At 60.0% G+C, this 13,074-nt stretch carries 11 protein-coding genes; 4 read left to right on the top strand and 7 right to left on the bottom strand.

Annotation, left to right across the window (positions count from 1 at the left end; all coding sequences use genetic code 11):
- Positions 1 to 25: 25 nt before the first annotated feature.
- From AACV02_RS10130 to AACV02_RS10115, 4 genes are all read right to left on the bottom strand, one after another.
- Positions 26 to 604 (bottom strand): DUF4174 domain-containing protein, encoded by a 579-nt coding sequence (locus AACV02_RS10130; protein ID WP_119739337.1) that lies wholly within the window; start codon positions 602 to 604, stop codon positions 26 to 28.
- Between the two features lie 164 nt (positions 605 to 768).
- Positions 769 to 1,401: a glutathione S-transferase N-terminal domain-containing protein gene (locus AACV02_RS10125; protein WP_106580030.1), complete on the bottom strand. Its 633-nt coding sequence runs from the start codon at positions 1,399 to 1,401 to the stop codon at positions 769 to 771.
- 13 nt (positions 1,402 to 1,414) lie between these two features.
- Entirely contained in the window at positions 1,415 to 1,993 is a 579-nt protein-coding gene (locus tag AACV02_RS10120; RefSeq protein WP_106580029.1) for a GNAT family N-acetyltransferase, read from the bottom strand.
- A gap of 73 nt (positions 1,994 to 2,066) precedes the next feature.
- On the bottom strand, positions 2,067 to 4,424 hold the full coding sequence (locus tag AACV02_RS10115; RefSeq protein ID WP_119739334.1) for a DNA polymerase II: 2,358 nt from the start codon (positions 4,422 to 4,424) through the stop codon (positions 2,067 to 2,069).
- 217 nt (positions 4,425 to 4,641) lie between these two features.
- Between AACV02_RS10115 and AACV02_RS10110 the strand changes: the two genes are divergently transcribed.
- Both AACV02_RS10110 and AACV02_RS10105 read left to right on the top strand, forming a co-directional pair.
- The gene (locus tag AACV02_RS10110) at positions 4,642 to 6,879 is read left to right on the top strand and encodes a TonB-dependent receptor (RefSeq protein WP_119739332.1); all 2,238 of its coding nucleotides are present in this window, start codon (positions 4,642 to 4,644) and stop codon (positions 6,877 to 6,879) included.
- 85 nt (positions 6,880 to 6,964) lie between these two features.
- Complete coding sequence (locus AACV02_RS10105) at positions 6,965 to 7,552, top strand: hypothetical protein (protein WP_119739330.1); 588 nt, start codon at positions 6,965 to 6,967, stop codon at positions 7,550 to 7,552.
- 39 nt (positions 7,553 to 7,591) lie between these two features.
- On the opposite strand, the gene AACV02_RS10100 is transcribed toward AACV02_RS10105, so the two are convergent.
- Positions 7,592 to 8,059, bottom strand: a complete 468-nt coding sequence (locus tag AACV02_RS10100; RefSeq protein ID WP_119739328.1) for an SRPBCC family protein — start codon at positions 8,057 to 8,059, stop codon at positions 7,592 to 7,594.
- 100 nt (positions 8,060 to 8,159) lie between these two features.
- Here AACV02_RS10100 and AACV02_RS10095 point away from each other — a divergent pair, with 100 nt between their 5' ends.
- Positions 8,160 to 8,561 carry a GFA family protein gene (locus tag AACV02_RS10095; RefSeq protein WP_119739325.1) on the top strand — a complete coding sequence of 134 codons (402 nt, stop codon included), beginning with the start codon at positions 8,160 to 8,162 and terminating at the stop codon, positions 8,559 to 8,561.
- Position 8,562: 1 nt separating this feature from the next.
- On the opposite strand, the gene mrdA is transcribed toward AACV02_RS10095, so the two are convergent.
- The gene (gene mrdA, locus AACV02_RS10090; protein WP_106580023.1) at positions 8,563 to 10,455 is read right to left on the bottom strand and encodes a penicillin-binding protein 2; all 1,893 of its coding nucleotides are present in this window, start codon (positions 10,453 to 10,455) and stop codon (positions 8,563 to 8,565) included.
- A gap of 134 nt (positions 10,456 to 10,589) precedes the next feature.
- Positions 10,590 to 12,005, bottom strand: a complete 1,416-nt coding sequence (locus AACV02_RS10085) for an aldehyde dehydrogenase family protein (protein ID WP_119739323.1) — start codon at positions 12,003 to 12,005, stop codon at positions 10,590 to 10,592.
- A gap of 103 nt (positions 12,006 to 12,108) precedes the next feature.
- On the opposite strand from AACV02_RS10085, the gene AACV02_RS10080 reads away from it, so the two are divergent.
- On the top strand, positions 12,109 to 12,999 hold the full coding sequence (locus tag AACV02_RS10080) for a LysR family transcriptional regulator (RefSeq protein WP_119739321.1): 891 nt from the start codon (positions 12,109 to 12,111) through the stop codon (positions 12,997 to 12,999).
- Positions 13,000 to 13,074: the final 75 nt, after the last annotated feature.

The raw sequence follows: 13,074 nt of genomic DNA, 5'->3' as shown, positions 1-13,074 counted from the left end.
CCGCTCCCACAGGGGTTATGTAGGTTCAATCATCAAGCTGTGGCGCGGCGGCCTTGCTGCCGGCTTTTGCGGGCTTGGCCGCTTTTGCGCCTTTGGCGGGCGCGGCGGGTTCTGGCTCGGCAGGCGCGGCGAGTTCTTTTTCAGCCATGGGCATCTGGTCGATGGCGCTGAAGAATTCCTTCACGTCGAGGGTATCCGGTGGCACGGTTTTTTCGAGTTTCTTCTCGCCGTCCTTGCCGACCAAAATCACTTTGGTGCCACTGCCGGCGCCTAACTTGAGGGCACGGATCAGCGCGTTGGTTTCAGGCGGCGTGAGCTTTTTGTTGTCCTTGGCGTCCTTGGCAAATTTCTCGCCTTCGGCACCGATGCTGCCGAACTTCACGGTGTAGAACACCATGCTGCGCTCTTCAAAGGACTGCTTGTTGGCAGGCTCATCCAGCTGTTTTTTCAGGTTCGCCAATGCTTCGTTACCGGAGTCAAGTTCCACCACCACCAGCGGACGCGACTTGCCCAAGTCCTGCTTGAGCGGGTTGATATCATCCGCGGCCAACAGCGGCCCCGTAAAAGCCATCAAGGTAGCCAGGGTCAGCGACCGGATGAGCATGCGCACCTCCTTTGAATTCCATGCAGGGTTCTTGAGTTTCATGTCTGCGACAGTCAATTTCAAGGATGATTCCTACACCTCGTTAAGAAGCGTAGGTCAGGAAGCCTGCTACGCAAGGGGTTGGGCGCGCGCTACGGTGATTGTTTCTTCTGATTGCGGAAACATCAAGAGACGCCCCATTCCGGCCAATGCCTCGCAAACACGGGCGCCACGACAGGGTCGGCATCCACCTGCGCCAACGCCTGCGCAAAGCTGGGCGCCAGGTTGCTCAACACCTCGCGCGCCGCGTCCCAACGCGACACGGCTGCGGCCATGATGCCCAGTGCATTCGGCACCTGATTGGGGGCGAACAGCTGGTCGGCGAACTGCTGGGCGAACACCACCCACGCATGGTGCAGATAGCGCCGCGTGCCGGTGGTCAATTGCGTCTGCGCCGCTTCATCCGCGTTGCCCAGCCAGCGTTGCGGGTAGTCAATGATGCCGATGGCCGAGTAGCAATTGGCAGCGATGTACACCAGGCCGCGCAGGATCTGTGCGCGGTTGCCGGCAAGCAGGTCCGAGGCGGGAAATTCCAGGCCCAGGTGGATCAGGATGGCGGCGCTTTCGGTCAGCACCTGGCCATCAGGCGTGACCAGCGTGGGGATTTGTTTGAGCGGGTTGATGCGCGCGAGGGCTTCACTGCCCTCGCCATCTGCCCAGGAACTGGCGTCGATGCGACGCCACGGCACCGCGCAACGTTGCAGGGCAATTTCGATCATGCAGGAGCCGGATTCATCAATGCCGTAAAGCGTGTACATGGGCGTTTCCTCCTTAGCGCAGCAATTTGGCCTGCAAGTTGGCCTTCACCTGCGGCCATTCCGAATCGATGATGCTAAAGCGCACCGAGTTGCGCTTGCGCCCGTCGGGCATGATGCGTTCGTGGCGCACGATGCCTTCTTGTACGGCGCCGAGGCGCAGGATCGCGGCACGGGATTTTTCGTTGAGTTCGTCGGTGGTGAATTGCACACGCACGCAGTCGAGGACTTCGAAGGCGTAGGTCAGCAGCAACAGTTTGGCTTCGGTGTTGATCGCAGATTTTTGCGTCGATTGCGCCAACCAGGTGTGGCCGATTTCCAGTTTGCGATTGGCCCGGTCGACCTTCCAGAATCGTGTGCTGCCGACCACTTCACCCGTGCTTTTGCGCACGATGGTGAAAGGAATCACACTGCCCGCATTGCGCCCGGCCAAGGCGGTGTCGATGTACGTCTCGACGGTGTCCGGGCCGGGCACGTTAGTGACTTTCAGGTTCCACAGCTCGCCGTCGGCGGCGGCGTCGAGCAAGGCACTCGCGTGCTCTCGCTGCAAGGGTTGGAGTTCGACGTGAGTGCCGGTCAAGGTGATCTGGGTCATGAAAAGCTGCGCCGTCTGCGGGTGGTCGTCAGAGGCCAAGAGTGCAGGCTCTGATCCCATCCAGGCAAGCGTTTTAGAACAGGCCCATCTGCCCGCCGACCGGGGTGCCAAAATCATCGTTCACGAACGGCAGAATCGCGTCGGCCACCGGCTGCAATTGCCGCGTGACGTAGTGGTCGTAGTCGATTGGCGCCTGCCGCACTTCGAGCGGTTCCGGGCCGTTGACGCTGATCACGTAGCTGATCCAACCGCCGCGCTGGTACTGGCGCGGGCGTCCCAGGCGGTCGTTGTATTCATCTGCCAGGCGGGCGGCGCGCACATGCGGGGGGACGTTGCGCTCGTAGTCGTCCAACTGGCGGCGCAGCCGTTTGCGGTAGATCAGCAGGTCATCGAGTTCGCCGCTCAGGGTACGGCGCACGTACTCACGCACGTAGTCCTGATGGGGCTGGCGGTGGAAGATGCGCTGGTAAAGCTCCTGCTGAAATTGCCGGGCCAGCGGTGACCAGTCGCTGCGCACGGTTTCGAGGCCTTTGTAGACCATGTCTTCGCGGCCATCGGCGTGCACGACCAGGCCGGCGTAACGCTTTTTGCTGCCCTCCTCCGCGCCGCGGATGGTCGGCATGAGGAAGCGGCTGAAGTGGGTTTCGTATTGCAGTTCCAAGACGCTTTGCAGGCCGTATTCGCTGTGCAAATGCGCACGCCACCAGTCGTTGACGTGCTGCACCAATTGCCGACCGATGCGGCTGGCGTCGTCCGCAGAATGCGCGCTGCCGAGCCAGACGAAGGTGGAGTCGGTGTCGCCGTAGATCACTTCATAGCCCTTGGCCTCAACCAGTCCGCGGGTCTGGCGCATGATCTGGTGCCCGCGCATCGTGATCGAGGACGCCAGGCGCGTGTCGAAGAAGCGGCACCCGCTGGAGCCGAGCACACCGTAAAAGGCGTTCATGATGATTTTCAGCGCCTGGGACAGCGGCGCGTTGTGCTCGCGTTTGGCCGCTTCACGGCCTTCGGAGACACGCGTGACGATGGCGGGCAGGCAGTGCCGGGTTCGCGAGAACCGCGCGCCGCGAAAGCCTTCCACCGACTCGCTCGCTTCGGGGTGCTTGAGGCCTTCGATCAGGCCCACCGGGTCAATGAGAAAGCTGCGGATGATCGACGGGTAAAGGCTTTTGTAGTCGAGCACCAACACCGACTCATACAGGCCGGGACGCGAGTCCATGACAAAACCGCCGGGGCTGGCCTGTGGTGGCTTGTCGCCCAGGTTCGGCGCGACGAAGCCCTGGCGGTGCATCAGCGGCATGTACAGGTGGGTAAACGCGGCGACCGAACCGCCGTTGCGGTCGGCCGGCAGTCCGGTGACGCTGGCCCGCTCCAGCAGGAACTTGAGCAACTCGGTCTTCTCGAAAATGCGCGTGACCAGCTCGCAGTCCTTGAGGTTGTAGCGCGCAAGCGCAGGCTTGTCCTCGGCGAACATGCGGTTGATTTCGTCCATGCGCTGGTACGGCGTGGAGATGTCCTTGCCTTCGCCGAGCAGGGTTTGCGCGACGTTTTCCAGGCTGAAGGATTCAAAGCTCCAGGTGGCCGAACGCAGGGCTTCAATGCCGTCGATAATCAACCGCCCCGCTGCCGCCGCGAAGTAGTGATTGCGGCTGCCGTGTTCGCGCCAGGCCATGGCTTCACCGCCACGGCCAAGCAGCAGCGGCACATTGAGGCGCTGGGCATGTTCGTGGAGCACGCGCAGGTCGAACTGCACCACGTTCCAGCCGATGATCGCATCGGGGTCGTGGGTGGCGAGCCATTGGTTGAGGCGCTCGAGCAGTTGCGCGCGGGTGTCGCAATAGTCGAGCTTGAAGTCCACCGCGTCGGTTTTATTCGGCGGGCCGAGCATGTACACCTGGCGCTCGCCGCAGCCTTCGAGGGCGATGGAATAAAGATCGCCCTGGGCAGTGGTCTCGATGTCCAGGGACACCAGTTTCAGCGGCGGGCGGTAGTCGGGGTCGGGTTTCATCTGCGCGTCGATCAGCACGTCGTTGGCGTCTGGTGTGCCGCCGAACCACACGGGAGCGGTGATGAAGCGCTCCATCATGTAGCGCTCGGGCGGGCGAACGTCGCCTTCGTAGACATCGACACCGGCGGCGCGCAGGCGTTTTTCCAGGTCCATCAGCTGGCGGTGTTGGCGCGTGTAGAGGCCCAACACCGGGCGGTGATGGAAATCACACAGCTGCAGCGGGCGCAGTTCGATATCGCGCTCGCCCTTGAGCAACCAGTCGAGCTGTTTGCGATAGGCCTCGGGGATAAACATCACCGAGGTTTGCATGGGTAGGCGCACGCACCGAGGGCCTTGGTCGGTGGCCAGCCAGAAACTGACCTCCGTACCCGCCGCCGTGTCGCGCCAATGCCGGGTCAGGACAAAACCCTGCTGTAAATCCACCGTGCCGCACCTCAGGAATCGCTTTCAGGGCGTGATTCTACTCGGCATCCGCGTAAACGCGGCACGTTAACGCGCACGCAGACCGCAATCTCATAAATTTGTTGCAGAACATTAATAACAATCACTATCATTCGCACCGGAGTCGTATCCGCGCAGCGAGGACGCGCAACGTTGTTGCCCTTTTCCTCACATTGACGGTTCGCCGTCAGGATCGACCATGCCCTCCCGTACCCGACTTCGTGTGCCGTTTCGCCCTACCCTGCTCGCCCTTTGCTGCTCCGCGAGCCTTGCTGCTCATGCTGCAGCCCCAGTCACCCCGCAGGATGCGAATAACCATCAGGACGGCAACACACTGGAACTGGGTGCCACCAACATCAACGCCGACGCGCCCGCGCCAAACGCGTTACCGCCGGTTTACGCCGGTGGCCAGGTTGCACGCGGCGGGCAACTGGGTGTGCTGGGCAACCAGGACATCATGGACGTGCCATTCAGCATGTCCTCCTACACCGAGAAATTGATTCGCGACCAGCAGGCGCAAACCGTCGGCGATGTGCTGCTCAACGACTCGTCGGTGCGTCAGGCATCGGGCTATGCGAACCAGGCCCAGGCTTTTGTGATTCGCGGCCTGCCGCTCAATGGCGACGACATTTCCTTCAACGGTTTGTACGGCATCCTGCCGCGCCAGATCATGTCCACCGACGCCCTGGAACGGGTTGAAGTGTTCAAGGGGCCCAACGCGTTCATCAACGGTGTAACGCCCGGCGGCTCCGGCATTGGCGGTGGCGTGAACCTGCAGCCCAAGCGCGCCGAAGATGTACCGTTGCGCCGTTTCAGCACCGACATCAGCAGTGATGGCCGAGTGGGTGAACACCTCGACATCGGCCAGCGCTTTGGCGAGGACAACCGCTTTGGTGCGCGGGTAAACCTGTCCCAGCGTGAAGGCGATACGGCCGTTGACGACGAGAACCAGCGCTCGAAACTGTTCTCGGTCGGCCTGGATTACCGCGGTGATGCGTTGCGCCTGTCGGGTGACTTTGTTTATCAGAAGCAGCAAGTGAACGGCGGGCGCAATACGGTGTTGCTCGGCAGTGGCCTGACCCACATCCCCAACGCCCCGTCTGCCGACACCAACTACGCGCCGAACTGGGGCACCACCAGCCTCGAAGACACGTTCGGCATGTTGCGGGGCGAGTACGACCTCAACGACAACTGGACCGCCTACATTGCCGGCGGTGCCAAGCACACCAACGAACTGGGGCGCTACTCGTCGGTCACCCTGAACGACGCGTTGGGGAATGCCACGGTCAGCGGCTCGAACATCGCGCACCAAGAAGACAACACCAGCCTGATGGCCGGCCTGAACGGCAAGTTCCAGACCGGCGCTGTCAGCCACAAGTTGAACCTGGGCCTGACCGGCATCTGGACCCAGACCCGCAACGCCTTCGACTTTGCCGCCGGCAGCCAGCCAACCAATATCTACAATCCGGCCGACGTGTCTGCACCGGCCAAAGGCGGTTTCACTTCCGGCAGCGACCTGAACGACCCAGGCATCACCGCCAAGACCTTCGCCCGCAGCGCAGCGGTGTCGGACACCTTCGGCTTTATGGATGACCGCCTGCTGTTCACGGCAGGTCTGCGCCGCCAGGAACTGGTGGTTCAAGGCTATGCGTACGGCACCGGCACGCGCACTGCCAATTACGCCAAGGGCATCACCACACCGGTGTATGGCTTGGTGTTCAAGCCTTGGGACCATGTGTCGCTGTATGCCAACCACATTGAAGGCCTGGCGTCGGGGCCGACCGCTCCGAGCACGTTTGGCAGCGCCACCAGCGTGACCAACGCCAACCAGACCTTCGCACCGGCCCGCTCGAAACAGACCGAAGCGGGCGTCAAGGTTGATATGGGCACCTACGGAGCGACACTGGGCGTGTACCGCATTGAACAGCCGACTCAAGGTTACTCCCAGCTGAATGCGGACGGCACCGCCACCTATGTCTTCCAGGGCGAGCAAGTCAACAAGGGCGTTGAGCTGAACGTCTTCGGTGAACCGGTCAGCGGCCTGCGCCTGCTGGGCGGCGCAACGATTATTCACACCGAAGTCAACGGCACGGCAAACGGCGCCAACGACGGCAACCGCGCGATTGGCGTGCCGTCGTTCCAGCTCAACGCCGGGGTGGAGTGGGATGTGCCGGGCCTGCAAGGCGTAAGCGTCAACGGCCGGATGCTGCGCACCGGCGGCCAGTACGCCGATGCAGCAAACAACCTGAGCCTGCCAGCCTGGAATCGCTTCGATGTGGGTGCGCGCTACAACTTCAAAGTGGCTCAGCGCGATGTGACGTTGGGCGCGACCGTGGAGAACGTGGCCAATACCAAGTATTGGGAATCTGCGCTGGGTGGCTATTTGACCCAGGGCGATCCGCGGGTGGCGAAGCTGTCGGCGACGGTGGATTTCTAAAGTTACAACGTGGCGGGTCAGCGAATTTGCGCATCGCTGACTCGTCACTAGACTCAAGGGTTTCTCACACATGGAAGTCCCTTCAATGAATGTACCTCGCTCCGTGCGCCGGGCCCTTGCTCTGGTCACCCTGGTGTGCGCCGGCAACCTTGCCGCTTACGCCGCCGACATCCCGCTGTCCAAATCCCTTGAAGCCGATGTAGTGACCACCAAGGTGCTGTCGGTCGATGCCGCCACCCAGCAGGTGGTGTTGGAAGGTGCCGAGGGTAACCCGGTGCATGTGCAACTCAGTGATGACGCCAAAGACTTGGCCAATCTCAAGGTTGGCGATCAAGTAAAAGTGCTGACCACCCATTCGGTGGCTGCGGTACTCGACACCGACGTAGATAAAAGTGCCCCGGACTCAAGCGAAAGTACCGGCGTGGTGCGTGCCACGGCCAGTAACCCGCACCCTGGCGGTGCGGCTTTCCGTCAGATCCAGGTACAGCTGAAGATTACCCATATCGACCTGAACAAAAACCAAGTGACCCTGGAAAACCCCACCGGTGCGACGAAAGTGCTGAACGTTGAAAAACCGGAGATCCGCGCCGGCCTCAAGGACCTCAAGGTCGGGCAACGTGTGCTGGTGACCTTCACCGACACCCTGGAAATCACCACAACTCACGAAGGCTGACAGCGATGAACACGGGCATCATCAAGATGCCCGGTTAAGTCAGGCGCGACGCGCCTGGGCCAGATAGGTTTCGATGTTGTTCATTTGCTCATCCCAGCCACGGGAATTCATCTTGAAGGCCTTCTGGCGTCGGGCCTCGGGCACCGCATCAAACCCGGATTCAACCACCCTCAGTAAAATGCCTGGCGCACGATCTTCGATGGTGAACTCCACCAGAGTAGGCGTTTCACTGTCGTAGTCGACACCCTCCTCGACCGCATAAGGATGCCACCAGAAGGAAAACAGGGTTTGTGGCAAGACCCTTTCGATTTTGGCCTTCCACACCACATGTTCATAGCCTGGGTAGGTAATGGGGGCTTCGAGGGTTTCCCCGGCAGCAAAGGTTTTGCCCTTCAGGGCAATACCGAACCAGTTGCCGAATTGCTCGGCATCTGTGAGGGCTTCCCACACCTGTTTACGTGGAGCGTTGAGCAGGACTTTTCGTTCGATGCGATCTAATACGTGCATAAGTCACCTCCTCCATTGACAGTAGGCGACATCGACCAATGCGCAACCTTGGCGTGTGCGCGCGATGACGATGACCCCATCCTTGATCAGGTAATACGTTATGACTGACCCGTTGAATGGAAGTTGCTTCTGCAAAGCCGTGTGCTACCAAGTGGACAGCCTGGACATGCCCATCAGCCACTGCCACTGCGACAGCTGCCGCAAGGTGCATGCAGCAGCGTTCGTGGCCACGGCCGGGGTGATGCGCGAACATTTCCGTTGGACGCAGGGCGAAGCGCTGCTGTCATCGCTTGAATCGTCGCCGGGCAAATTCAGGCATTTCTGCTCGCGATGTGGCTCACATCTGATGGCGGAGCGTAAGCATCAGCCCCACGTGATTGTGCGAGTGGCGACGCTGGATGATGATCCGGGCGTGCGGCCCACCTCGCACATCTGGACGGCCCATGATGTGCCCTGGCTCGCCTATCAAGGTATAGAGCACTGGGACGAGTGGAAGGTCTGAGTCAGACGTGCGGGTCACCCGGGGCTTTGGCCGGCGTCGCGTATTGCGGCTTGAGGTGGCCTTCCTGGTCGAGCAGCCAGGCATCCATGATTTGACGCACCACAGGGCCCGCCACACGGCCGCCGGCTTCACCGTTTTCGATCATTACCGAGATCACGATTTTCGGGTGTTCGGCCGGCGCGAAGCCGACAAACAAAGCGTTATCGCGATGGCGTTCCAGGGTCTTGTTGCGGTTGTAACGCTCGCCCTGTTTAATCGCGACCACCTGCGCGGTACCACTCTTGCCGGCGATGCGATACTGGGCGCCGACTGCCGCAGCCCGGGCGATACCGCGCGGGTCGTGCATCACCAGTTGCATGCCATGGTTGACCTGTTCCCAATCACGCGGGTCCTTGAGGACCACGTTGGGCATCGGGTTCTCATCCACCGGCGGCACGCCATTGATGGTCTTGGCCAGATGCGGCCGGTTCCATACGCCTTTGTTGGCAATCAAGGCAGTGGCCTGGGCCAGCTGCAATGGCGTGACTTGCATATAGCCCTGGCCGATGCCGAGAATCACCGTTTCACCCGGGAACCACGGCTGGCGTCGTGTCGCACGTTTCCAGGCCTGGGAAGGCATCAGGCCGGCTGACTCTTCGAACATGTCGAGAGAGACTTTCTGTCCCAGCCCGAATTCGGCCAAATAATCGTGCAGACGGTCGATGCCCAGCTTGTGGGCAAGGTCGTAAAAGTAGGTGTCGTTAGAGCGCATGATCGCCGCGTCCATGTCCACCCAGCCGTCGCCGCTGTGGTTCCAGTTGCGGTATTTGTGGTCAAAGTCGGGCAACTGGTAGTAACCGGGGTCGAACACGCGGGTTTGTGCGGTAACCACGCCACTGTCGAGACCGGCGATGGCCACTTCCGGTTTGATGGTCGAACCGGGCGCATAAAGCCCGCGCAGCACACGGTTGAACAGCGGCCGATCAATGGAGTCGTGCAGCGCCGCATACTCCTTGAAGCTGATGCCGGTCACGAACAGATTAGGGTCAAAGCTCGGCTTACTGACCATCGCCAGTACTTCGCCCGTTTGCGGATCGAGGGCGACAACCGAACCACGGCGATCGCCCAAGGCTTCTTCCGCCGCTTCCTGAAGTTTGACGTCGAGGCTCAGAACGATGTTTTTGCCGGGGATCGGGTCGGTGTGCTTGAGCACGCGCAGTACGCGGCCCTGCGCATTGGTCTCGACCTCTTCATAGCCGACATGGCCGTGCAATTCGGACTCGTAGAACCGCTCGATACCGGTCTTGCCGATGGACTGCGTACCTCGGTACTCCACCGAATCAAGGGCCTTGGATTCTTTTTCATTGATTCGGCCCACGTAACCAATCGAGTGAGCAAAATGCGCGCCCAGCGGGTAATGACGGACAAATTGCGGCTCGACATCCACGCCAGGCAAACGGAATTCGTTAACGGCCAGTACGGCGATCTGTTCTTCAGTCAATTCGTAAAACAGCGTCACGGGCACAAAAGGATGACGAGCCTGCTTCAGCGCCTTGTCGAACACCGCACGGTCTTCGGCGGGCAGGTGCAGCAGGTTGACGATGGCATCCAGCTCACCCTTGAGGTCGGTTGTGCGTTCACGGGTAATCGTCAGGTTGTAGCTGGGACGGTTGTCGGCCAAAACCACGCCGTTGCGGTCATAGATCAACCCGCGCGTGGGCGTAATCGGCAGCACATGGACCCGGTTGTTTTCGGAAATAGTGGAGTGGTAGTCGTACTGCACCACTTGCAGGAAATACATGCGGCCCACCAGGGCGCAGGTGATGCCGATGACCAATAACGCACAGGCAAGCAGGCGCTTGTTGACCAGACGGTTTTCTTTTTCGTGATCCTTGATCGGTATCGGTTCAGGCATTTCTACAGCATCTCGTTGAAGAAGGTCGACGCCGCGTCCTGCGGATGAAAAATCAATCCTTGTGAAAATGTGCTGCACCATACCAAAAATGCAGAAACACTTTGCATCGATTTCCCCAACGGCATGCTGTTTTGTCAGGAGAGCACGGATTTAGGCTCCAGAAAGGCCTCCAATCCGAAGGTGCCGTACTCGCGACCTATGCCTGATTGTTTGAAGCCGCCAAAGGGTGCACGCGGCTCGTGGGCCAGGGTATTGATCAACACGCGACCGGCGTCGATACGGGAGGCCAGTGCGTGCGCCCTTTGCAGGTCTGAGGACAGAATGTAAGCCTGGAGGCCGTAGGGCGTATCGTTGGCGATTGTCAGCGCTTGCTCCTCGTCATCGTAGGGGATGATCGACAGAACAGGCCCGAAGATCTCCTCACGAGCGATGGTCATCTGGTTGGTAACGCGACTGAAGACGGTGGGCCTGATGAACCAGCCGGCGTCGATGCCATCAGGCAAGCCGGGGCCACCCGCCAATAGGTAAGCGCCCTCCTCGATGCCGATCTGAATGTATCGCTGCACCCGCTGCCACTGCTTGAAGCTGACCATAGGACCGATGCTGGTGGCAGGATCATTAGGGTTGCCGGCCCGGATACCGGCGACCTGCTCGGTTACCAGCGCTTCTACTTCAGCCAAGCGTTGGGCGGGCACAAGCATGCGGGTGCCGGCAATGCACGCCTGGCCGCTGTTCATGAACCCGGCCTGAAGCGCCATCGGTATAGCCGTTTTCAAGTCCGCATCTTCGAGAATCAATACCGGCGACTTCCCGCCTAATTCCAGCGTGATGCGCTTGAGCGTTTCAGCGCCTGCGCGCAGGATCTGTTTGCCTACAGCGGTAGAGCCGGTGAACGAGACTTTGGCTATATCCGGATGTGTACTCAATACAGCACCGACGGTTTCACCACGGCCGGTAACAATGTTGAACACTCCAGGCGGCAGGCCCACCTCATGAAGGGCGCGTGTAACGATTGAGGTCTGGGTGGCGCTCATTTCACTCGGTTTGATCACGGCAGTGCAGCCAGCGGCCAATGCAGCAGCGAGTTTGCCGCAGATGAAGCCGGCGTTGCTGTTCCAGGGCGTTATCAGTGCGGCCACACCGATGGGCTGCATCGTCACCTCTGCGATACCCAGGTGCTGGGTGAAATCGTAGTCCTCCAGCACGGTCGCCGCGTCAAGCAAGACGCTGGCGGCATGCTTGGCCATCCACGATGCACGGGATACCGGGGCGCCATATTCTTCGATGATTGTCTCGGTCAGCTCTGCTTCTACGCAAACAATGGCGGCGTGCATACGCTTGAGATAGTCGACACGCACGGCTTTTGTGGTGCGCGAAAACTCGGTGAACGCCTGCTTTGCCGCGCTGACGGCATTCATAGCGTCGCGTTCGTCTGCCAGGCGAACCTGACCAATACATTGGGCGTTGGCGGGGTTGAACAGGTCAAAAAGCTCTTCACCGTGAGGCGTTACAAATTGGCCATTGATATAGATCTGGTGGATCTGATGCATGGGAATCTCCGAAGTCACCGAATTGGTATGCCTCACGGTAAGCCACTATCATTGACCTGATAATTCGTATAAATCGGCATGACTTGATGAGCAACTCAGGACAATGAACACCTCAGGATTGAACGAATTGGAGGCGGTGCTGGCAGTCGCCCGGCATCGCAGCTTTCGCGCAGCGGCGACGGAACTGAATGTCTCGACATCAGCGCTGAGCCATTCAATCGCTGCACTTGAGGCACGGATGGGCGTTCGCTTGTTCAACCGTACGACACGCAGCGTGTCACTGTCGGAAATCGGTGCGGAGTTTGTCAGCACCATTACGCCAGCCCTTTCGACTATTCGCGTGGCGCTTGAACAAGCGGGAAATAGCCAGTCGGCACCGAGTGGCACCTTGCGGCTTAATACCTCAGCAGGCGCCGCCAAGCAGGTGATGCCGTTATTGCTGGAGTACATGCGGCGCTATCCGCAGATGAAGCTGGATATCGTCACTGAAGGTCGACTGGTCGACATTGTGGCTCAAGGGTTCGATGCAGGTATCCGTCTTGGCGACAGCGTCCCACAAGACATGATCGCCGTCGATATCAGCCCACCTCAGCGATTTGCCGTACTGGGCAGCCCAGCCTATTTTGCCAGCCACCCTACCCCTTTAAGCCCGCTGGACTTGAGCGCCCATGAATGCATTCGCAGCCGCATGCCGAGCGGCTCGATCTATCGCTGGGAGTTTGAGCGTCACGGCGAGTCCATTGCCGTAGATGTAAACGGTGCGTTGACGCTGGACAATCCGACATTAATGCTTCAAGCAGCCAGAGCGGGGATGGGATTGACCTATTTGACAGAGTGGAATGCTGCTGCAGACCTGGCTGCGGGGGCGCTGATACGCGTGCTTGAAGAGTGGACACCAACGTTTGACTCGTTGCGTCTCTACTACCCTGGAAGGCGGCATGTACCGGCCGGCTTGAGGGCGCTGATTGAGCTGATCAAGGAGCGAGGGTTCTGATACACAAGTTCTGTATCAGCTAGCACGCGTTATGGTCGACGCCCATTGGCAGCACGCTTGCACTTGTTCTTTTCA

Source organism: Pseudomonas sp. Larv2_ips (genome assembly GCF_963879675.1).
GTDB lineage: Bacteria > Pseudomonadota > Gammaproteobacteria > Pseudomonadales > Pseudomonadaceae > Aquipseudomonas.
Note: the sequence above shows the minus strand (reverse complement) of the source record. Positions and strands in the feature narration are given on the sequence as shown.

Coding starts and splice junctions, on each gene's coding strand:
- AACV02_RS10085 (WP_119739323.1), bottom strand. CDS start 12,005: ATGCATCAGATCCACCAGATCTATATCAATGGCCAATTTGTAACGCCT.
- AACV02_RS10080 (WP_119739321.1), top strand. CDS start 12,109: ATGAACACCTCAGGATTGAACGAATTGGAGGCGGTGCTGGCAGTCGCC.
- AACV02_RS10120 (WP_106580029.1), bottom strand. CDS start 1,993: ATGACCCAGATCACCTTGACCGGCACTCACGTCGAACTCCAACCCTTG.
- AACV02_RS10125 (WP_106580030.1), bottom strand. CDS start 1,401: ATGTACACGCTTTACGGCATTGATGAATCCGGCTCCTGCATGATCGAA.
- AACV02_RS10100 (WP_119739328.1), bottom strand. CDS start 8,059: ATGCACGTATTAGATCGCATCGAACGAAAAGTCCTGCTCAACGCTCCA.
- AACV02_RS10105 (WP_119739330.1), top strand. CDS start 6,965: ATGAATGTACCTCGCTCCGTGCGCCGGGCCCTTGCTCTGGTCACCCTG.
- mrdA (WP_106580023.1), bottom strand. CDS start 10,455: ATGCCTGAACCGATACCGATCAAGGATCACGAAAAAGAAAACCGTCTG.
- AACV02_RS10130 (WP_119739337.1), bottom strand. CDS start 604: ATGCTCATCCGGTCGCTGACCCTGGCTACCTTGATGGCTTTTACGGGG.
- AACV02_RS10095 (WP_119739325.1), top strand. CDS start 8,160: ATGACTGACCCGTTGAATGGAAGTTGCTTCTGCAAAGCCGTGTGCTAC.
- AACV02_RS10110 (WP_119739332.1), top strand. CDS start 4,642: ATGCCCTCCCGTACCCGACTTCGTGTGCCGTTTCGCCCTACCCTGCTC.